The 19,469-nt window shown below is 63.3% G+C and carries 19 protein-coding genes; 11 read left to right on the forward strand and 8 right to left on the reverse strand.

Annotated features, from left to right (window positions below; all coding sequences use genetic code 11):
• Positions 1-15 precede the first annotated feature (15 nt).
• Positions 16-1,611, reverse strand: coding sequence for a gamma-glutamyltransferase family protein (locus DC522_RS09885; RefSeq protein WP_116528531.1), 1,596 nt, complete (start codon positions 1,609-1,611; stop codon positions 16-18).
• A gap of 99 nt (positions 1,612-1,710) precedes the next feature.
• Here DC522_RS09885 and DC522_RS09890 point away from each other — a divergent pair, with 99 nt between their 5' ends.
• Positions 1,711-1,947, forward strand: coding sequence for a hypothetical protein (locus DC522_RS09890; RefSeq protein WP_371679239.1), 237 nt, complete (start codon positions 1,711-1,713; stop codon positions 1,945-1,947).
• Positions 1,948-1,949: 2 nt separating this feature from the next.
• On the opposite strand, the gene DC522_RS09895 is transcribed toward DC522_RS09890, so the two are convergent.
• From DC522_RS09895 to DC522_RS09905, 3 genes are all read right to left on the reverse strand, one after another.
• Positions 1,950-2,312 carry a DUF1850 domain-containing protein gene (locus DC522_RS09895; RefSeq protein WP_116528533.1) on the reverse strand — a complete coding sequence of 121 codons (363 nt, stop codon included), beginning with the start codon at positions 2,310-2,312 and terminating at the stop codon, positions 1,950-1,952.
• The gene (locus DC522_RS09900) at positions 2,309-4,609 is read right to left on the reverse strand and encodes a TRAP transporter permease (RefSeq protein WP_116528534.1); all 2,301 of its coding nucleotides are present in this window, start codon (positions 4,607-4,609) and stop codon (positions 2,309-2,311) included. Before DC522_RS09900 ends, DC522_RS09895 begins: the two co-directional genes overlap by 4 nt.
• A 94-nt stretch (positions 4,610-4,703) precedes the next feature.
• Positions 4,704-5,672 (reverse strand): TAXI family TRAP transporter solute-binding subunit, encoded by a 969-nt coding sequence (locus tag DC522_RS09905; RefSeq protein WP_116528535.1) that lies wholly within the window; start codon positions 5,670-5,672, stop codon positions 4,704-4,706.
• Positions 5,673-5,829: 157 nt separating this feature from the next.
• On the opposite strand from DC522_RS09905, the gene DC522_RS09910 reads away from it, so the two are divergent.
• The 9 genes from DC522_RS09910 to DC522_RS09950 all read left to right on the forward strand — a co-directional run bounded on the left by DC522_RS09910 (position 5,830) and on the right by DC522_RS09950 (position 13,673).
• Positions 5,830-7,407, forward strand: a complete 1,578-nt coding sequence (locus DC522_RS09910) for a glucan biosynthesis protein (RefSeq protein ID WP_116528536.1) — start codon at positions 5,830-5,832, stop codon at positions 7,405-7,407.
• A 203-nt stretch (positions 7,408-7,610) separates the two neighbouring features.
• Positions 7,611-7,775, forward strand: coding sequence for a hypothetical protein (locus tag DC522_RS34740; RefSeq protein WP_165820110.1), 165 nt, complete (start codon positions 7,611-7,613; stop codon positions 7,773-7,775).
• A 3-nt stretch (positions 7,776-7,778) separates the two neighbouring features.
• A complete protein-coding gene (gene aztA / locus DC522_RS09915; RefSeq protein ID WP_116528537.1) occupies positions 7,779-8,528 on the forward strand; it encodes a zinc ABC transporter ATP-binding protein AztA in 750 nt (249 codons plus the stop codon).
• Between the two features lie 53 nt (positions 8,529-8,581).
• Positions 8,582-9,406, forward strand: coding sequence for a metal ABC transporter permease (locus DC522_RS09920; RefSeq protein WP_116528572.1), 825 nt, complete (start codon positions 8,582-8,584; stop codon positions 9,404-9,406).
• Positions 9,407-9,426: 20 nt separating this feature from the next.
• The gene (locus DC522_RS09925; RefSeq protein WP_116528538.1) at positions 9,427-10,353 is read left to right on the forward strand and encodes a metal ABC transporter substrate-binding protein; all 927 of its coding nucleotides are present in this window, start codon (positions 9,427-9,429) and stop codon (positions 10,351-10,353) included.
• A gap of 57 nt (positions 10,354-10,410) precedes the next feature.
• Entirely contained in the window at positions 10,411-11,373 is a 963-nt protein-coding gene (locus tag DC522_RS09930) for a GTP-binding protein (protein WP_116528539.1), read from the forward strand.
• A 477-nt stretch (positions 11,374-11,850) separates the two neighbouring features.
• Entirely contained in the window at positions 11,851-12,858 is a 1,008-nt protein-coding gene (locus DC522_RS09940; RefSeq protein WP_116528541.1) for a WD40 repeat domain-containing protein, read from the forward strand.
• Positions 12,859-12,866: 8 nt separating this feature from the next.
• A complete protein-coding gene (locus DC522_RS09945) occupies positions 12,867-13,145 on the forward strand; it encodes a hypothetical protein (RefSeq protein ID WP_116528542.1) in 279 nt (92 codons plus the stop codon).
• Between the two features lie 12 nt (positions 13,146-13,157).
• Positions 13,158-13,673: a DUF2937 family protein gene (locus DC522_RS09950; protein WP_116528543.1), complete on the forward strand. Its 516-nt coding sequence runs from the start codon at positions 13,158-13,160 to the stop codon at positions 13,671-13,673.
• A gap of 150 nt (positions 13,674-13,823) precedes the next feature.
• Here the strand turns inward: DC522_RS09950 and DC522_RS09955 are convergent, their stop codons facing one another.
• Together DC522_RS09955 and DC522_RS09960 are read right to left on the reverse strand one after the other, a co-directional pair.
• On the reverse strand, positions 13,824-14,162 hold the full coding sequence (locus DC522_RS09955; RefSeq protein WP_116528573.1) for a hypothetical protein: 339 nt from the start codon (positions 14,160-14,162) through the stop codon (positions 13,824-13,826).
• A gap of 113 nt (positions 14,163-14,275) precedes the next feature.
• Positions 14,276-15,706, reverse strand: coding sequence for a homospermidine synthase (locus tag DC522_RS09960; protein WP_116528544.1), 1,431 nt, complete (start codon positions 15,704-15,706; stop codon positions 14,276-14,278).
• 323 nt (positions 15,707-16,029) lie between these two features.
• On the opposite strand from DC522_RS09960, the gene DC522_RS09965 reads away from it, so the two are divergent.
• On the forward strand, positions 16,030-17,241 hold the full coding sequence (locus DC522_RS09965; RefSeq protein WP_116528545.1) for a nitrate/nitrite transporter: 1,212 nt from the start codon (positions 16,030-16,032) through the stop codon (positions 17,239-17,241).
• 24 nt (positions 17,242-17,265) lie between these two features.
• Here the strand turns inward: DC522_RS09965 and DC522_RS09970 are convergent, their stop codons facing one another.
• Entirely contained in the window at positions 17,266-17,838 is a 573-nt protein-coding gene (locus DC522_RS09970; protein ID WP_116528546.1) for a GNAT family N-acetyltransferase, read from the reverse strand.
• A 132-nt stretch (positions 17,839-17,970) separates the two neighbouring features.
• Entirely contained in the window at positions 17,971-19,125 is a 1,155-nt protein-coding gene (locus DC522_RS09975) for a type III PLP-dependent enzyme (RefSeq protein WP_116528547.1), read from the reverse strand.
• Between the last annotated feature and the right edge of the window lie 344 nt (positions 19,126-19,469).

The raw sequence follows: 19,469 nt of genomic DNA on the forward strand, positions 1-19,469 counted from the left end.
TCGGGCGTGAGCTGATCACAACCCCAGCGAACCGCCATCCGAGCGCGGATCGTGCACGGCTTCGACACGCCCGTTGCGCGGATGCTTCACCAGCATGCCCGCGTGGCCCATCATATCCGCATAAGGCTTGGCCAGCTCCTCGACCGGATGGCCGTAGCTCGAGAGCGCACGCAGCAAGCTCGAATCGAAGCGGTCCTCGACCTTCAGCGTTGCGGAGGGCTCCTTCCATCTCTTGCCGAAGAGCCAGCGCGGCGCATCGACGGCATCCGCGAGGCTCATGCCGAAATCGCCGTAGCGCGTGAAGATTTGCCCTAAGATCTGCGGCTGCCCCTCGCCGCCCATGGTGCCGTAGGAGAGCACGCGCCCGTCATTAAAGACAGCGAGACCGGGCGTCAGCGTGTGGAAGGGTTTCTTCCCGGGCTCCAGAGCCTTCAGGCTCTTCGGATCGAGCGAGAAGCTGAAGCCCCTGTTGTGCCAGTGAATGCCCGTCGCCGGCAGTACGCAGCCGGAGCCGAAGGCCCAGAACACGGACTGGATATAGGAGACAGCCAAGCCATCCTTGTCGATGCAGCCCATCCAGATCGTGTCGCCCTCCGCCGGGCGCGGCGGATAGGGTGCGGCGCGGCGTGCCTCGATCATCGCCGCCTCTTTCTCGAACACGGTAGGCGTGAGGAAGGACGCCGGATCGAGGGTGAGCTCGCGCGGATCCGTGACGACCTTGTCGCGGATCGCGAAGGCGCGCTTCGCCGCCTCGATCAGCCCGTGGTGATGCTCAGGCGCTTCGCCCTGCTTCACATCGAGCCGATGAAACAGGCCGAGCATCAGCAACGTGGCGAGGCCCTGGCTCGGCGGTGGCATGTTGTAGACTGTCGAATGCTTCAGCTCCACGGAGAGCGGCTTCACGACGCGGGCCTGATAGGTCTCGATGTCCTTGCGCGTGATGGGGCTTCCGATGCGCTCCAGATCCGCCGCGATCTCCCGCCCGACATCGCCGCGATAGAAATCGGCCAATCCCGCATGGGCGATCTGCTCCAGGGTATCGGCAAGCCTGAGAGAATGCCGTGTCTCGCCTGCGGGTGGCAGCTTGCCCTCCTTCAGAAAAGCCTCGGCGAAACCGGGAGCAGCAAAGAGCGCCGCCTCCTCCAGCAGAGGATTGCGCCCCTCGGCGGCACCGATCCGATAGCCCTCCCGCGCAAGGCGGATGGCATCGCCGAGCAGCATGTCGCGCGGCAACTGCCCCCCGAGCGCCTTGGCGAGATCAAGCGCCAATCCCCAGCCGCTGACGGCTCCGGCGACGGTCAGTGCCGCATCGGGTCCGCGGGGCGGAATGCTGTCATAGCCCTTGTCCCGATAGCGCTTGATGGTGGCGAGCGACCCGGCAGGGCCCGAGGCGTCGAGGGCGTGCACCCGGCCTCTCGGCTCCCGCACCAGCCAGAATCCATCGCCGCCGAGGCCATTCATGTGCGGATAGACCACGGCGATAGTGGCCGCCATGGCGACCATGGCCTCCACGGCGTTGCCGCCCGTGGCCAGGATGGTCCGGCCGGCCTCGGCGGCAAGCGTATGGGGGGCAGCGACGGCGGCGGTCGAGAATACAGGTGTTTCGGGCATGTTTCTTCGAAGGAGGCGACAGAAGAGATTTCAGGCAAAACTTGCACCGGAGGGGGCGTTTAGGGTAGTCCCTTCCGGCAAGGAATGGAGTACGTAACCGTGGCTCAGGCGAAAAGCACCAACTGGCGTAACCTCATCACCGTGATCAGCATCATGATTCTGGTCGGTGCGGAGGTGTTCGGCGTGGCGATCTCCGCCGGCTGGGCGATCGCGGGTCTCTTCGAACTGGGCCACATCGTGGGCTACGCCCTCATGGGCCTCTTCAGCCTGCTCGCAGCCTACTTCCTCGTGAACCTCTGGCGCCGCTGCGTCGCCGTCGAGCCCCTGGCCGAGTAAGCTCAAGGGCACGTCCTCATCACGATCGGATCGGCCTGAGGCGGCACATAGGCCTCCATGGGGCGGCACTGCCCCTCGATGCAGATCCGCCAATCCGCCGTCGCGCCCGAGCGGCGCATGACCACCTCCGCCTGAGGTGGCAGCTTCGGCTTCCACGCCCACGCACCATTGACGAGCCGAGCATCCGGCGGCGGCTCCATCCCGGCACCCGAGCCTTTCACCCGCGCCTCAACGAGCTCGAGCCCTGCAGGCGTCGCGCGCCAATCCTCCTCCCACGCAATCTTTTCGACCGAGTGCGTCCAGGCAAGAGTCATCGCGCCTGCCATCAGCGGCGCGACAACCTTGCCTGCGACCAGGCAGATCATGAATGGGCGGCCGTGAGCGACGCTGACGCCTTGCGGGTCTTCCAGATGTGGAAGCCCACGAAGAGCGCCGCGAGCACGAAGCCGATTTCATCGGTGAGCGGGATCGCCGCCACCAGGAAGCCTGCTGCGACGGCGGCCCATACACGCTCCCACCAAGCCAGAGGCTTCAGGAAGTAGCCAACAGCAGCAACACCCCACAGGACCATCGCAAGCGACGCCTTGATCACGATGTAGGCCACTGCAACCCAGTAGCCTGCACCCTCGAGTCCAGGCACCGGCTGCAGCATCAGCGTGGGATCGTAGACCGCCATGTAGGGCACGACGAAGCCCGGCAATGCGATCTTGACCGCCTGCATGCCGATTTTGAGGCCCGACTCCTTTGCCATCGGCGCTGCCGCGAAGGCTGCGAGCGCCACCGGCGGCGTGAGATCCGCCATGATGCCGAAATAGAACACGAACATGTGCGAGACGATGAGCGGCACATCGAGCTGCAGCAGAATGGGAGCCGCCAGCGACGAGGTGATGATGTAGTTCGGAATCGTCGGGATGCCCATGCCGAGGATCAGGCTGAAGATCATGGTGAGCACGAGGGCGGCGAAGATGTTGTCCTTGCCGATCGAGATCATCCAGGTGCCGACGATGGTGCCGAGCCCCGTGAGCGTCATGGTGCCGATCACGATGCCGACCACGGCGCAGGCGAGGCCGACAGGCAACGCCTGACGCGCGCCGTCGGCCATGGCGTCGACGCAGGCCTGAAGCGTCGTGCGACCGCGTCCCGAGAAGGCGTTCCACAGCGACAGGAGTGCGACGACCGCCACGACGAGCGTCACGCTCGATGCGAGGGAGTAAGCGGAGACGAGCGCGAGACCAACCCAGAACGCAACGCGCAGGGCTGGAACTGCAAGACCAGCCGCGATGGCCGTGCCGAGGATCAGCGCCACGGTGAGCGACAGACCGACGGCGCCCGCGAAGAGCGGCGTGTAGCCTGCGAAGAGCAGATAGACGAGAACGCCGAGCGGCGCGATGAGGAACCACTTCGTCTTCAGCTCGGTCCAGGCATTCGGCAGCTCGGCCTTGGGCAAGCCGTGCAGGTGGCGCTTGCCGGCTTCGAGATGCACCGCGAGATAGCAGGATGCGAAATAGAGCAACGCCGGGATGATCGCGGCCTCCACGATCTTCGAGTAAGGCACGTCGATGGTCTCGGCCATGATGAAGGCCACTGCGCCCATGACCGGCGGCATGATCTGTCCGCCCATCGATGACGTCGCTTCCACGCCGCCTGCGAAGGCCGACGGGAAACCGAAGCGCTTCATCAGCGGAATCGTGAACTGGCCCGAAGCCACCACGTTGGCAACGCCCGAGCCGGAAACGGTGCCCATCAGCGCGGAGGAGGCCACGCAGACCTTGCCCGGGCCGCCCTGCTTGTCACCGAACACGGCCATCGAGATGTCGTTGAAGAAGTCGATGACGCCCGCCTTCTCCATGAAGGCGCCGAACAGGATGAAGAGGAAGATGTAGGTCGCCGACACCAGTGTCGGCGTTGCGTAGATGCCTTCCGTGCCGAAGGACATGTGCTCGATCACCTGCTCGAGCGAATATCCGCGATGATCGAGGGGCGCTGGCAGGTAATTGCCAAATAGGCAATAGGCCAGGAACAAGCCTGCAACGATGGGCAGTGCCGGCCCCATCACGCGCCAGACGAGATAGAAGAGGATGGCGAGCGCCGCGATCCCGGTGACGAGATCGCCCGTCGTCAGTTCACCCGAGCGGATTACCAGCTCATTGTAGAGCGCCCACTGATAGAGACCGACGCCGAAGCCAGCGAGACCGATGATCCAGCCGATGGCATGGAGAGCCGACGAGCCCGAGCGGTGATTAGCGATCATCGCGCCTGCCACAAGGCAGAGGAAGCCGACGTGCAGCGCGCGGACCACTTGGCTTGGAATGCTGCCGCCGAACCAGAGAACAAGGCCGAACGCAACCGCAACGGCGAGCCAGCCGAGAACGCCATCGACGATGCTGCGCCGACGCGCAGCGAGCACAACGAGCCATGCGGCCCAGGCCACCATCACGACGCCAACAAAGTGGAAGAGGCTCGCACCGGCGATGAACGGCTGGTCGAGAGGAATGCCGAAGGAGGTGATGATCTGGAACGTGGAGAACGAGACCGCGATCCAAAACAGAAGCCTGCCCCAGAAACCCTCACCGAAACTCTCCGGCAGGCCGTGCTCTGGATTGACGGTCTCGGCAGGAGCCTCCATCTGGGCGAGTTCGGATGTGTTAGTGCTCTGGCTCATCGCGCGGCGTCTCCTCGAAGACTTATTGTTCTTGTCATGCAAAAGCCGGAGCAGTTCAGCTGCCCCGGCTTCCTTTGTCTATCGGCTGAAGGGTTTAGGAGCCCTGCTTCTTCACGCCCTTCTCATCGAAGTAGCGCTGCGCGCCTGGATGCACAGGGACCGGCATGCCGGACAGCGCATTCTCGAGCTTGATGTCCTTGGCCGCCGCATGCGCTGCCGTCAGATCCGGCAGACTCTCGTAAAGGGCCTTCGTCATCTGGTAGACGGTCTCGTCCTTCACGCCGGAATGGGTGACGAGATAGTTCACGACGGCGGCGGTTTGCACCGGAGCCGTCTGGCCCTCATAGGTGTTCGCCGGGATCGTGGCCTTGATGTAGGGCGTGCCGACCTTGTCCACGATGGCGGTGGGGATCTCCACGACGACGATCGGAACGGAGGTGGCGAGATCGCGGATCGAGGACACGCCGAGGCCTGCCGATTGCAGCGTGGCGTCGAGCTGGCGGTTCTTCATGAGCTCGACGGATTCGCCGAAGGGCAGATACTCGACCTTGCCGAGATCCTTATAGGTCAGGCCTGCCCCCTGGAGGATCGCGCGGGCATTGAGCTCGGTGCCGGATTTCGGCGCGCCGACGGAGAGGCGCTTACCCTTGAGATCCGCCAGCGACTTGATGCCGGAATCCTTGGTGGCGACGATCTGGATGTAGTTGGGATAGATGGCGGTGACGCCACGCAGCTTGTCGAGCTTGCCCTTGAAGCCCGCCTCCTCGTCGCCGGCCCAGCCCATGGCGAGGCTGTCGCCGAGGGTAAAGCCGATCTCGCCCTTGCCCTGCTGCAGCAGGGTGAGGTTTTCAACAGAAGCCTTGGTGGCCTGAACGGAAGGCCGCGAGCCCTGGACCTTCTCCGTGAACACCTTGGAGAGGGCGACGCCCAGCGGATAATAGACGCCGGAGGTGCCGCCGGTCAGGATGTTGATGAAATCCTGCGCTTGGGCCGGAAGGCTGGCTCCCGCAAGCGCAAGAGCGGTCGCAGCGCCCACGAGGCGGCGCATCACATTTCTTTTCATGGCGTACTCCCTGTTCATGGCACCTGCCGTAGCGGCGCCTGTGTGGGGCCTAGTTTTGGCTGCTGACGAAGTTTTCTCAAGAGGCTAAGAGGGACTTAATCCTGCCACCTTGGTCGGTAGGGGTCGGTCTCTCCACAACTAATCAATGCGTCGAACCATGCTCAACCGCCGCCAGTTTCTCCAAACAGCCACCGCCACGGCCGCTCTGGCCGCCCAGGGCTTCTCAAGCCGGGCCATGGCACAGCAGGGTTTGAAGATGGGAGCACCGGTCCCCTTTTCCTTCGACGACCTGAAGAAGCAGGCCGAAGCGATGGCCCGCTCTGCCTATGTGGCGCCGCCCAGCCCCTCGCCGGACATCCTCTTCCAGATCGACTACGACGCCCACGGCAAGATCAAATTCAAGACCGATCTGGCGCTGTGGGCCGACGGCCCCAGCGAGTTCCCGGTCACCTTCTTCCACATGGGCCGCTTCTTCCAGAAGCCGGTGCGCATGCATGTGGTGGAGAACGGCCAGGCCCGGGAGATCATCTACGACACCGAGTATTTCGACATGCCGGCGGACTCGCCTGCCCGGAAACTCCCCGACAACACGGGCTTTGCCGGTTTCCGCTTCCAGGAGCCCCGCAGCGGCAAGCTCGACTGGAAGAAGAACGATTGGGTGGCCTTCCTCGGCGCGTCCTATTTCCGCGCCATCGGCGAGCTTTATCAGTACGGCCTCTCCGCCCGCGGCCTCGCCGTGGACGTGGCGGTCCATGGGAAGGCTGAGGAATTTCCTGACTTTACCCATGTCTACTTCGAGACGCCGCAGGCGGGCTCCGACACCGCCACGGTCTACGCCCTTCTCGACGGGCCGAGCGTGGCGGGCGCCTACCGCTTCGTGATGAAGCGCGCCGCCTCCGTGACCATGGATCTCGACAGCGCCCTCTTCCTGCGCAAGGACATCCAGCGCCTCGGAATCGCGCCGCTCACCTCCATGTACTGGTACTCGGAGAAGGCGAAGACCACCGCGATCGACTGGCGTCCGGAAATTCACGATTCCGACGGCCTCGCCATGTGGACCGGCACCGGCGAGCACATCTGGCGCCCCCTCAACAATCCGCCGCGCATCATCACCTCGGCCTTCTCCGACGAGAACCCGAAAGGTTTCGGCCTGCTCCAGCGCGACCGGAACTTCGACCATTATCTCGATGGCGTCTATTACGACCGCCGCCCCTCGCTCTGGATCGAGCCGCAGGGCTCCTGGGGCAAGGGCACCATCCAGCTCGTGGAAATCCCCACCGACGACGAGATCCACGACAACATCGTGGCCATGTGGGTGCCCGCCGAGCCCGCCCGAGCAGGCCAAGCGCTCAACTTCCGCTATCGCATGCATTGGTCGGCGGACGAGCCCTACCCGACCCCGCTCGCCCGCGTGATCGCCACCCGCTTCGGCAATGGCGGACAGGCCGGCACCGCCCGGCCCAAGGGCGTGCGCAAGTTCATGGTCGAGTTCATCGGCGAGCCCCTGACGAAGCTGCCCAGCGGCGTGATCCCGAAGCCGGTGTTCTCGGCCTCTCGCGGCGAGTTCTCGAACATCCTCACCGAGGCGGTGCCCAACAACGTGCCCGGCCACTGGCGCACCCAGTTCGATCTCACGGTCACCGGCACCGAGCCGGTGGAGATGCGCTGCTACCTGCGCAACGGGGACGAGGTGTTGAGCGAAACCTGGCTCTACCAGTACCACCCGGCGTTCTAGCGCATCGTGCGGAAAAGTGGCCCCGGTTTTCCGCACAAACGATGCGCTCGCTAATGGAAGCAAGCATCGGATGGATCCCAAAAGTGGAATCCACTTTTGGGTCCGATGCTCGGATTTCGCTTGCAAACCATGATATTAACAGGGGCGTATAAAATACTGTACGCCCCTGGAAATGGTGACCGATCCGGTCTATGTGTGGAGGCATGTCGCACAGCCACCACCACGGCCATCATCATGGCCATGAGCACCGGGCCCTTGCCGCTGCCCCCACTTTCTCGCTGCTTCGCCTCTCGGTCTGGCAGCGATTGGCGGGCGCTGCCGTGCTTCTGGGCGCCCTGTGGCTGATGGTTCTCCAGGTGATGGGGTAAGCCATGCCGAAGCCCTCCACCGCCATTCGTTTCGATGAAGTGACACTCGGCTATGGTCGCAGGCCCGCGGTGCACCACCTCGACGGGGACATCCCCGCCGGCAGCCTCATGGCCGTGGTCGGCCCCAACGGCGCCGGCAAGTCCACTCTGCTGAAAGGCATCGTCGGCACCCTGAAGCCGCTCGAGGGTCATATCCGGCTCAACGGCCCCTCCTCCGAGATCGCCTATCTGCCGCAGGCTGCGGAAATCGACCGGTCCTTCCCTCTCTCGGTCTATGATCTCGTCGCCATGGGTCTCTGGTCTCGCTCGGGCCTCTTCGGCGGCATCTCGGCGAAGGACCGCACGAGGATCGAGGAAGCCTTGGCGGCCGTTGGCCTCATAGGCTTCGAGCGTCGTCCCATCTCCACCCTTTCCGGCGGGCAGATGCAGCGCGCCCTCTTCGCACGCCTGCTGCTGCAGAATGCGCCGGTGATCCTGCTCGACGAGCCTTTCACCGCCATCGACGCCAAGACCACCTCCGACCTGCTCGATCTCGTGCGCCGCTGGCATGACGAATCCCGCACGGTCGTGGCGGTTCTGCACGATCTCGATATGGTCCGGCGCGTGTTCCCCAAGACGCTGCTCATTGCCCGCGAGCCTGTGGCTTGGGGCGAAACGCTCGATGTGTTGAGCGCCGAAAACCTCCTGAAGGCCCGCCGCATGGTCGAGGCGCATGATCCGCATGCGCATGTCTGCCAGCGCGGCGCTGCATAAAGAACTTTTCCGTGCTCGACCTCCTTTACACCCCCTTCTCCGAATTCGAGTTCATGCAGCGCGCGCTCGTGGGCCTGATCGCCATCGCACTCGGCGGCGGCCCCATCGGCGTGTTTCTGATGCTCCGCCGCATGAGCCTCACGGGCGATGCCATGGCGCATGCCATCCTGCCTGGCGCGGCGATCGGCTATCTCCTGGCAGGCCTGTCGCTCCCTGCCATGACCGTCGGCGGATTGGCGGCGGGCGTCATCGTGGCCATGGCGGCCGGTCTGGTTTCGCGCTTCACATCGCTGAAGGAGGATGCGTCACTTGCTGCCTTCTATCTGCTGTCGCTCGCGCTCGGCGTCACCATCGTGTCGCTCCGGGGCTCGAACGTCGATCTGCTGCACGTGCTCTTCGGCACGGTGCTCGCGCTCGACGACAACACGCTTTTATTGCTCGCTTCCATTTCGACGCTGACGGTTCTCGCGCTTGCCGTTCTCTACCGCCCTCTCGTTCTCGAATGCGTGGATCCGATCTTCCTGCGCTCTGTCAGCCGCGCAGGAACGCCGACGCATCTCATCTTCCTCGGCCTCGTGGTGATGAACCTCGTCGGCGGGTTTCACGCGCTGGGCACATTGCTGGCTGTCGGCATGATGATGCTGCCTGCCACGGCTGCTCGTTTCTGGACCAGCGACATCACGATGATGATGATCGTCTCCGTCGTCATCGGCATCGTTTCAGGGATCGCCGGCCTTCTGCTCTCGTTCCATGCGGAGCTGCCCGCAGGACCCGCCATCATTCTCTCGGCCGGCATCGTCTATGTGGCGTCCCTGCTGATCGGCCGCGAAGGCGGTGTGCTGTGGCTCGCTTGGCCGGGCAAGCATCTTGAAGCTTAAACCCCAAGAAGGATCTTATCATGTTGACGAGAAGAACCGCTCTGTCCCTGCTTGCGGGCTCTCTGGCGCTCGCCGGGTCACTCATACCGATCGCTGCGCAGGCCTCTGAAAAACTCAAGGTCGTGGCCACCTTCTCGATCCTCGGCGATCTCGTGCGCAACGTAGGCGGTGATCGCGTGGACGTGACGACCTTCGTTGGCCCGAACGGCGATGCCCATGTCTATTCACCCACGCCCGCCGACGGACGCCGCCTGACGGAAGCCAAGATCGTCTTCACCAACGGACTCAAGTTCGAAGGCTGGATCGACCGTCTCGTGAAGTCCTCCGGCACCAAGGCGGTCAAGACCGAAGTCTCCAAGGGCCTCAAGCCTCTTAAAGGGGAGGAGGAACACGGCCATGACCACGGACACGATCATGAGGGCGTCGACCCCCATGCCTGGCAAAACATCGGCAACGCAAAGATCTACGTGGCCAATATCCGCGACGCCCTGATCGCGGCGGATGCGGACGGGAAAGCGGCTTACGAAGCCAATGCCGCCGACTACCTCGCCAAGCTCGATGCCCTCGAGGCGGAGCTGAAGGATCTCGTCGCCAAGATCCCTGCAGACCGGCGCAAGATCATCACCTCTCACGATGCCTTCCGCTATTTCGAGGACGCCTATGGGATCGACTTCGTCTCCCCGCAGGGTGTCTCGACTGAAGCCGAAGCCTCTGCCAAGGACGTGGCCAAGATCATCCAGCAGATCAAGCGCGAGAAGATCAGCGCTGTCTTCGTGGAGAACGTCTCGGACGCCCGCCTCATGGAGCGGATTGCCAAGGAGACCGGGGCCAGGATCGGCGAGAGGGTCTATTCCGATGCGCTTTCCGACCCGAACGGCCCAGCCGGCTCTTACATTGACATGATGAGACACAATATAAGGGCTTTCAGCGCGGCCCTGTCGAGCTGAGCCCTGCTGTCCCTGATCGTCAGGGACAGCCCTCAAAGAGTTTCCTGGAACCATCCGATGACCGACAAGATCCCCGTTACCGTCCTCACAGGCTATCTCGGCGCCGGTAAGACCACCCTCCTCAACCGCATCCTCACCGAACCACATGGCAAGAAATATGCTGTGATCGTCAATGAGTTCGGCGAAATCGGCATCGACAACGAACTCGTCGTCGGCGCCGACGAGGAAGTGTTCGAGATGAACAACGGGTGCATCTGCTGCACCGTGCGCGGCGACCTGATCCGCATTCTCGACGGACTGATGAAGCGCAAGGGCAAGTTCGACGCGATCATCGTCGAGACCACGGGCCTTGCAGACCCCGCTCCTGTCGCACAGACCTTCTTCATGGACCAGGACGTGTCCGACACCGCGCGCCTTGATGCCGTGGTGACGGTGGCCGATGCCAAGTGGCTCTCCGACCGCCTGAAGGACGCACCCGAGGCCAAGAACCAGATCGCCTTCGCGGATGTGATCATCCTCAACAAGATCGATCTCGTGACGCCGGAAGAGCTCGATGCCGTCGAGGCACGCATCCGCGTCATCAACCCTTATGCGAAGGTCCACCGCACGCAGAACTGCGCCATCCCTATCGGCGAGGTGCTCGACCGCAAGGCCTTCGATCTCGACCGCATCATCGAGCTCGAGCCCGACTTCCTTGAGGAAGGCCACCACCATCATCATGACGAGGAGATGCAGTCCGTCTCCGTGGCCATTGACGGCGAGGTGGACCCTGAAAAGTTCATGCCGTGGATCTCGAACCTGACACAAGTTCAGGGTCCGAACATCCTGCGCTGCAAGGGGATCGTGGCTTTCCCGAACGAGCCGAAGCGCTTCGTCTTCCAGGGCGTGCACATGATCCTGGACGGCGATGTGCAGGGCGAGTGGAAGCCCGGCGAGAAGCACACCTCCAAGGTGGTCTTCATCGGTCGCGACCTGAACGAGAAGGCGATCCGCGAGGGCTTCCTCGCCTGCGCGGCTTGAAACACGTCCCATTCCAGGGGCAGGTCGCTTGCCCCTGGAATCACGAACGGCTCATGGCGTGAAACCGGCCTTCGTCATGCATTCCTGGACATAGGCTCTTCGGGCTGATCTCATCTGCTGGAGCCATTGCTCGGAGAGGTCCCTGCCGTTCCGGTAAATCAACCGGGCATCTCTCTCGCAGGATGCCTTCTGGGTCGCCCTTTGCGCCGAAGCCTCGCTTCCTCGGGCGGGAATCCCACCCATGGTCTGAGCAGAGGCTCCCATCGAACCGAGCGCCGTCATGACACAAGCAATCAAGCTCAAAGTTCGCATGCCGCAGCTCCCGATCTTAAAATCCTATGATGGATCTGCCTCCCGGTGACGGCCACGTCTCAAAAGGCGTACTGCCAAGGTGCGCTACCTTGAGCGCGAAAACCCTGCCTTGCCTTCCATCCCTGCAACCGTGCTATGGGGAACCCACCTGAAGGGATTTTTTCGATGAGTGCTGGAGCTGCTTCGTCCTTGACCCAAAGCGTGGCGCCCGTGGCGGCGGGCGCGCATGTGACCGCCATCGGCTGGCTGAAGGGCACCGCCGTCTTTGGTCTTGGCGATGGCGGCGTGCTGCTGGTGAAGGATGGTGAAACCCATCGCGTGGAAGCCCATCCCGATGCGGGCGTTCTGGTGGGCGCGAGCGATGGCGAGCGTTTCGTCACCGGTGGCGACGACGGACGCGTGGCCGTGACCGGCGCCGACGGTTCCACGAAGACCCTGGCCGAGGCCAAGGGCGCGTGGATCGACTCGCTGGCGCTGAGCGCAGGCGGCGCCTTCGCCTATGCTGCGGGCAAGCGCGTGTTCGCCCGCGACGACAAGGGCCGAGAGAAGATGCTGGAGGTGCCCTCCACCGCCCGCGGCCTCGCCTTCGCGCCCAAGGGCTATCGCCTCGCGATCTCGCACTACAACGGCGCAACCTTGTGGTTCCCGAATGTGGAAGCAAAGCCCGAAGTGCTCGAGTGGAAGGGCTCGCATCTCGATGTGGCCTGGTCGCCCGATGCCCGCTTCGTGGTGACCTCCATGCAGGAGAATGCGCTCCACGGCTGGCGGCTCATTCCCGACAAGGGCCACATGCGCATGAGCGGCTATCCGTCGAAGACGCGCTCCTTCTCGTGGTCGCATGACGGCAAGTGGCTTGCCACCTCCGGCGCGGAAGCGGCGATCATCTGGCCCTTCGAGTCGAAAGAAGGCCCCATGGGCAAGGCGCCGCGCGAATGCGGCGTGCGCCCGGCAAAGGTGAGCCGCGTGGCGTTCCACCCCAACACCTATGTGCTGGCGGTCGCTTATGAGGACGGCTGCATCCTCCTCATCCGCCTGAACGACGCTTCCGAGCTTCTCGTGCGCCCTGCCGTCAAGGGCAGCGGCGTCACGGCAATGGCTTGGGACAAGGGCGGCAAGCGCCTTTCTTTCGGCTGCGAGGACGGCCAGGCCGGCATCCTGACCCTGCCCACATGAGATCGCCCGTGGCTCTGTTCGGCGCTTTCTTGAGAGGAACGTTCGGCCTGCCGAAACCGGATCGGGAGGCTATCGAGCGCGTAAAGGAGCTGGCGCGCACGGCGCTCCAGACCTCGCCCGAGACGGCTTTTGCCGTCAACGAGATTGCCTGCAACGATCCCGGCTGCCCAGGCATCGAAACCGTGATCCTGGTGATGGAGCCGGGAAAGAAGACCAGGGCACTCAAGGTGCAGAAGACCCTCGACGAAGTGACGGAACAAGACATCCGCGCTGCGCTTGACGATTAGAGGGGTTGAGACGTGTCTCGCATCGTTCGCATCATCGCTTTCGGCCTCGGTCTGCTCGGCGGCGTTGTTGCGTCGCAGGGGCCGGAATATGCCCAGCAATATCGCCAGCGCCTCGGCGGTACGATCGACGAACTCAAGCGCTTGATCGCGCAGTTCGATGCGGATGCGCAGGCCAATGGCGAAACGCAGGACAGCGCCATCGCACGACTGCGCTCGAACCCGGACACTCTCGTCAACCGGCAGGGTGCGGCCATGCAGGCGAATATTGAGCGTCTCGAACGGCTCCAATTGCATCGTGAAGCCATGATGCAGGCAGGCTCCTTCGCACGCATCGCCCTGATGGTGCGCGACGGCGACAGGGATGTGGTGGAAGCAACCTATCGCGATTTCGAGCCCGCCATGCCGGTAACGGAAGAAGGCATCATCTCCACCATCAGCGGCTTCATCGTCGTGTGGGGCGGCATTCTGCTTTTTGCAGGATTTCTGCGCAGTCTCCTCAGGCGGCCTCGCCAGCAGGTAAGAGCCTGATTAAATCGCTTGGCAACAATCCCCGCCCTCATCCTGAGGAGCAGACGCAGTCTGCGTCTCGAAGGAGGATTCAGAGATTGCTGGATCATCCTTCGAGACGGATTGCGATGCAATCCTCCTCAGGATGAGGGCGGGCGTTTAACCAAGCTGTCAGCTTTCTCGTCCCGGCTTTCCGGCAAGCACCACGTAAAATCCCAAACCATCGCTGGCGGGCAGCGTCTGCAGGCGATCGATCCAGCCGCGTTTCTTCGCTTCCAGAAGCGCTTTGCCGATAGGCTGGAAGAGCGTTTCGCCGCCGCCTTCCGGCGGCGGGTCGAGGCGTACAGCAACGGATTTGGCATGCGCGAATCGGCTGCGCTCCAGCATGTCCTGAAGGGAGGCCGAGGCCTGCTCGCGGGACGCACCGCGCAAGTCGAGCACGGCTTCGGCATCCACGACGCCAAGACCACCGCGCAGCTTGTTGGCGTAGAATTCCTCGAAATGAGGCATGGCGATCACTCCGCTCTTCGTCATGCCCGGGCTTGCCCCGGGCATCCACGCCTTACTCCGCCACGATAGAAGACGTGGATGGCCGGCTCAAGGCCGGCCATGACGTCTATTGCTTACCGCACCAGAATGTTCCGGAACTGCCAGGGATCGGAGGTGTCGATATCCTCCGGGAAGAAGCCGGGACGATCATCCAGCGGCGTCCAATCCGTGTAGTAGCCCTTCACCGGACCGAGATAAGGCGTCTGCACTTCGAGGCAGCGACGGAAGTCGATGTCGTCGGCTTCCACGATGCCCGCATTCGGGTTCTCCAGCGCCCACACCATGCCCGCGAGTACGGCCGAGGTGACCTGAAGGCCGGTGGCATTCTGATAAGGCGCGAGCTTGCGGGTTTCCTCGATGGAGAGCTGCGAGCCGTACCAATAGGCGTTCCTGCCGTGGCCGTAGAGCAGGACGCCGAGTTCGTCCTTGCCGTCGACGATCTCGTCTTCCGTCAGGATGTGGTGCTCCTCCTGCACCTTGCCCGCATTGCCGAACATCTCGTGCAGCGACAGCACAGCGTCGTTTGCCGGATGGTAAGCGTAATGGCAGGTCGGGCGATAGGTGACCTTGTCGCCCTCGCGCAATGTGAAGTAATCCGCGATCGAGATCGCCTCGTTGTGCGTAACGAGGAAGCCGTATTGCGGGCCGGGCGTCGGGCACCAGGTGCGCACGCGCGTGTTGGCGCCGGGCTGGAGCAGGTAGATCGCAGCGCCGCAACCCTTGTCGTGCGTGTGGCCGTTCTCCGGCATCCACGTCTCGTGCGTGCCCCAGCCGAGTTCCGCCGGCTGCATGCCTTCCGACACGAAGCCTTCCACGGACCAGGTGTTCACGAACACGCCCATGGGCTTCGGGTTCTCGGCGCGCTGCGTATCGCGCTCGGCGATATGAATGCCCTTCACGCCAACCTGGCTCATGAGCTTCGCCCATTCCTCGCGGGACTTGGGCTCGTCGACCTGAAGGCCCGTGTCCTTGGCGATGTCGAGCAGCGCCTGCTTCACGAACCAGGACACCATGCCGGGATTGGCGCCGCAGCAGGACACGGCGGTCGGACCGCCAGGGGACTGACGGCGCGCGTCGAGAATGTTCTCGCGCAGCATGTAGTTGGTGCGCGCGGCCGGGCCTGCACTCTTGTCGAAGTAGAAGCCGGCCCAGGGCTCGGCCACGGTGTCGATGTAGAGCGCGCCGAGCTCGCGGGCGAGTTCCATGATATCGCGCGAGGAGGTGTCCACCGACAGGTTCACGCAGAAGCCCTGGCCGCCACCCTCGTTAAGCAGGGGCGTCAGGATCTCGCGATAGTTCTCGCGGGTGAGAGCTTTCTGAACAAGGGTGATGCCACGCACGTCGAGCATGCTGCGGTCCTTGTCATTGGGATCGATGACCGTGAAGCGGTTCTTGTCGAACTCGAAGTGCCGCTCGATCAGGGGCAGCATGCCTTTGCCAATCGAGCCGAAGCCGATCATGACGATCGGGCCGGTGATGCGGCCATGGATGGGCCAAGTGGTCATCGATGGTTCTCCTTGCGAAAGCTTGAGATGGGAAGAAATGTCTCCGGGCATAACGGTTCCGGGCGCATCTAGGATTGAGGAGCCCCCGGGGTCAATGCCTGCGCCTCTCTCTCTGGCCTAGAGCATCGTTCGAGCGGAAAACCGGATCCACTTTTCGCTGACGCGGACCTCCGGTTCCGCACGATGCGCCAGATGACGATTTCCCTGCGGATGACCACCGTAAAATGACAAGAATCACCCCTTCCGCATGGTTTTTGGCCTCGACATGGGGAAACAAGGTCTCATGATCTGCTTCAACGTCGTCACCCCCTGATTTGAGCCCGATGAAATTCCATGAACTCCTCATGCGCCACGGGCGCGTGATCGGCCTCGGTTTTGCCCTGACTTTCCTGTCGTCCTTCGGGCAGACCTTCTTCATCTCGCTCTCGGGGCCGAATATCCGCGATGCCTTCGGGCTCACGAACGGAACCTTCGGCCTCCTCTATTCGACAGCGACCCTCTGCTCGGGACTGTTGATGATCTGGGTCGGCGGCGTGATCGACCGCATCAACATCCGCCTCTATGCCAGCATCGCTCTCTCAGGGTTGGCCGCATCGGCACTGAGCCTGTCGCTTGCCCCGAACATCGTGATGCTCGGTTTGAGCCTGTTCGGCTTACGCCTTTTCGGACAGGGCATGTCGAGCCATGCGGGCGTGATGAGCACGGCCAGGCTCCCGGCGGGAATTCGCGGCCGGGCGACCGCTGTGGCGGCGCTCGGCTTTCCTGCAGGCGAGGCGATCCTGCCCGGCATCGTCATTGCGCTGATCGCGGTGCTTGGCTGGATAACCACATGGCGCACAGCCGCATTGTTCATCGTGGTCTGCCTCTGTCTCGGTTGGAGCGTGAGCTTTGTCCTGAAGTCGAAAGATCCGGAGCTTGACGGCTTGATTCAGGCGAGCAGCCCTCATGAAGCGGGACCACGCTGGATCGACGTGCTCCGCGACTGGCGCTTCCTCGCCCTTGTCCCGACCATGATCGGATATCCGGCTATCGTAACGGCCTATTTCTTCCATCAGCGCCTGATCGCCGACATCAAGGGCTGGCCGCTGGAACTGCTGGCAAGCAGCATCACCATCTTTGCGTTGGTATCCGTGACCGTGGCAATGCTGACGGGAAGCCTCGTCGACCGATTCGGCGCAGTGCGCTTGAGCCACTTTTATCTTCTGGGGCTGACCATCGCCTCCGTAGCGATTGCAGCCTTCGGCGGTCCTGTCCTGGCACCGATCTTCTTCGGTCTGATCGGTTTATCGGCCGGCGCGACGAACGTGATCATCGCGGCGGTTCTCGCCGAGTTGTTCGGCACGAAGCATCTGGGAAAGATTCGCGCGCTGGCGGGTGCCATCATGGTGGTGGCATCTGCGGCGACACCGGGCGCCATCGGTCTGCTGTTCGATGCCGGGATTGGACTCGGCACGATAGGACTGGGCTTTGCTGCTTATCTCGTCGCGGCGGCAGGCATCACATTCGCGCTGCCCGATCCGAGAGCTTCAGAGTGAAGCCCTCGGATCGATTGTTGAAGATTAGAAGGACGAGCGCAGGCCCGGCAGCTGTCCCTGCGCGGCGGCAGCCACGAGCGCGGTGAGATCCGGCTTATCCTCGAATGCGCCGGTTGCAGCAACGAGACCGCGGGCACCGTTGAGAAAACCAGCCTCCAGTTCGAGCGCGAGGAAGCGGTTGCGCTCGTACGGACCCGGCAGCCAGAGCGAGCCGGTCTTGTCCGACGAGAAGCCGAAGCGCTCGTAGTACGGCGCATCGCCCACCAGCAGCACCGCCTTATGGCCGAGATCCGCCGCACGCTGCAGCGCCTCGCGCATGAGCCTAGCCCCAAGGCCGAGGCTCTGCAGCGCGGGATCGACCGCGATGGGGCCGAGCATCAGCGCCGGACGGTTCGGGCCAGCGGAGACATGCCACAGGCGCACCGTACCGACGAGTTCGCCGTCGCGCTCGATGGCCAGGGCCAGGCCGTCAGCGGGCTTGCGGCCTTCGCGCAGGCGTTCGCAGGTCTTCTGGAACCGGGCGGGTCCGAAGCAGGTATCGAGCAGCGCTTCCCGCGCCTCCACATCGTGGAAGGATTCTTCGCGAATCGTGATCATGGCCGTGGCCTCCCAATACACGTGGGGTGAGCGACAGCCCTCGCACCTGCGTGTCATCACACACAGGCCGTCCGGGACAACTTCTTTGAGGTTGGTGCCTGCCTCGATGGGGCGAGGCAGGCGGGACGTGAGTTAGATCACGTAGGACTTGAGCGGCGGGAAGCCGTTGAACGCGACCGCCGAGTAGGTGGTCGTGTAGGCGCCCGTGCCCTCGATCAGCACCTTGTCGCCGATCTCCAGCGAGACGGGGAGCAGGTAGGGCTCCTTCTCGTAGAGAACGTCGGCCGAGTCGCAGGTGGGACCCGCGAGCACGCACGGCACCATGCGGTCGTCGTCGCGCTCCGTGCGGATCGGATAGCGGATCGACTCATCCATCGTCTCGGCGAGACCGCCGAACTTGCCGATGTCGAGATAGACCCAGCGCACCTCGTCCTCGTCGCGGCTCTTCTTCGAGACGAGGACGACCTCGGCCTCGATGACGCCAGCGTTGCCGACCATGCCGCGGCCCGGCTCGATGATCGTTTCCGGAATGCGGTTGCCGAAGTGCTTCGACAGCGCACGGAAGATCGACTCGCCGTAAGCCTCGACCTGCGGAACCGTCTTCAGGTACTTCGTCGGAAAGCCGCCGCCGAGATTGACCATCGACAGGTGGATGCCGCGATCGGCGCATTCACGGAAGATCGCGGACGCGGAGCCGAGAGCCTGGTCCCAGGCTTCGGTGTTGCGCTGCTGCGAACCCACGTGGAACGATACGCCGTAGGCTTCCAGGCCCTGGCGAACCGCATGCTCAAGCACTTCGACAGCCATCTCCGGCACACAGCCGAACTTGCGGGAGAGCGGCCACTCGGCGCCGGCGCCGTCGCACAGAATGCGGCAGAACACCTTCACCTCGGAAGCAGCAACACCAGCGGTCGCGGCAGCGCGGGCGATCTTCTCGACCTCGGCCTCGCAGTCAACCGCATAGAGGCGCACGCCAATCTCGAGGGCGCGAGCGATGTCGCGCTCCTTCTTGATCGTGTTGCCGAAGGAAATGCGGTCGGGCGTGGCGCCGGCGGCAAGCGCAAGCTCGATCTCGACGACCGAGGCCGTGTCGAAGCACGAGCCGAGATCAGCGAGAAGCTTGAGCACTTCCGGAGCCGGATTCGCCTTCACGGCGTAGAAGACGCGCGTGTCGGGGAGCGCACGGGCAAACTTGGAATAGTTGTCACGCACGACATCGAGGTCGACGACGACGCACGGGCCGTCCTCTCGTCGGTTGCGCAGAAATTCACGGATGCGCTGAGTCATGGCGCTCTCCCCACCAAAGGTTCAATGGAGGTCTTCAAGCCTCCGGATTGAAGTCTGGACAGTCAGAGCCTTCTGCTGTCCGGCGTCAGCGAGGGAAGATGCATCCCGCTTCGTGCGATGGAGACACGACAAGCGTGAGATGGGCTCTTCACCCGACGATGCTGCCTTGGATTGGATGGGAGATACCCGTCCGCACGCCTGGCAATGATAAACAAGCCTCTTCGGTGTTGACCTTTGGAGGGCCAACGAGACCAAAAAAGCCCGTTCGTCGTTGCTTTAAGTCGCGTCCCCCGTTGAGAACGAGGTGCGCCGGTTTTCGCCTCCGGCTGCCGGTTAGGGGTATC

Origin of the sequence: Microvirga sp. KLBC 81 (genome assembly GCF_003075415.1) — a bacterium.
GTDB lineage: Bacteria > Pseudomonadota > Alphaproteobacteria > Rhizobiales > Beijerinckiaceae > Microvirga.

What these genes read in the sequence shown, in the direction of transcription:
- DC522_RS09975 (WP_116528547.1), bottom strand. Translation starts at nt 19,125, where the DNA reads ATGACTCAGCGCATCCGTGAATTTCTGCGCAACCGACGAGAGGACGGC.
- aztA (WP_116528537.1), top strand. Translation starts at nt 7,779, where the DNA reads ATGCCGAAGCCCTCCACCGCCATTCGTTTCGATGAAGTGACACTCGGC.
- DC522_RS09965 (WP_116528545.1), top strand. Translation starts at nt 16,030, where the DNA reads ATGAAATTCCATGAACTCCTCATGCGCCACGGGCGCGTGATCGGCCTC.
- DC522_RS34740 (WP_165820110.1), top strand. Translation starts at nt 7,611, where the DNA reads ATGTCGCACAGCCACCACCACGGCCATCATCATGGCCATGAGCACCGG.
- DC522_RS09930 (WP_116528539.1), top strand. Translation starts at nt 10,411, where the DNA reads ATGACCGACAAGATCCCCGTTACCGTCCTCACAGGCTATCTCGGCGCC.
- DC522_RS09955 (WP_116528573.1), bottom strand. Translation starts at nt 14,162, where the DNA reads ATGCCTCATTTCGAGGAATTCTACGCCAACAAGCTGCGCGGTGGTCTT.
- DC522_RS09895 (WP_116528533.1), bottom strand. Translation starts at nt 2,312, where the DNA reads ATGATCTGCCTGGTCGCAGGCAAGGTTGTCGCGCCGCTGATGGCAGGC.
- DC522_RS09905 (WP_116528535.1), bottom strand. Translation starts at nt 5,672, where the DNA reads ATGAAAAGAAATGTGATGCGCCGCCTCGTGGGCGCTGCGACCGCTCTT.
- DC522_RS09960 (WP_116528544.1), bottom strand. Translation starts at nt 15,706, where the DNA reads ATGACCACTTGGCCCATCCATGGCCGCATCACCGGCCCGATCGTCATG.
- DC522_RS09910 (WP_116528536.1), top strand. Translation starts at nt 5,830, where the DNA reads ATGCTCAACCGCCGCCAGTTTCTCCAAACAGCCACCGCCACGGCCGCT.
- DC522_RS09925 (WP_116528538.1), top strand. Translation starts at nt 9,427, where the DNA reads ATGTTGACGAGAAGAACCGCTCTGTCCCTGCTTGCGGGCTCTCTGGCG.
- DC522_RS09940 (WP_116528541.1), top strand. Translation starts at nt 11,851, where the DNA reads ATGAGTGCTGGAGCTGCTTCGTCCTTGACCCAAAGCGTGGCGCCCGTG.
- DC522_RS09885 (WP_116528531.1), bottom strand. Translation starts at nt 1,611, where the DNA reads ATGCCCGAAACACCTGTATTCTCGACCGCCGCCGTCGCTGCCCCCCAT.
- DC522_RS09900 (WP_116528534.1), bottom strand. Translation starts at nt 4,609, where the DNA reads ATGAGCCAGAGCACTAACACATCCGAACTCGCCCAGATGGAGGCTCCT.
- DC522_RS09920 (WP_116528572.1), top strand. Translation starts at nt 8,582, where the DNA reads ATGCAGCGCGCGCTCGTGGGCCTGATCGCCATCGCACTCGGCGGCGGC.
- DC522_RS09970 (WP_116528546.1), bottom strand. Translation starts at nt 17,838, where the DNA reads ATGATCACGATTCGCGAAGAATCCTTCCACGATGTGGAGGCGCGGGAA.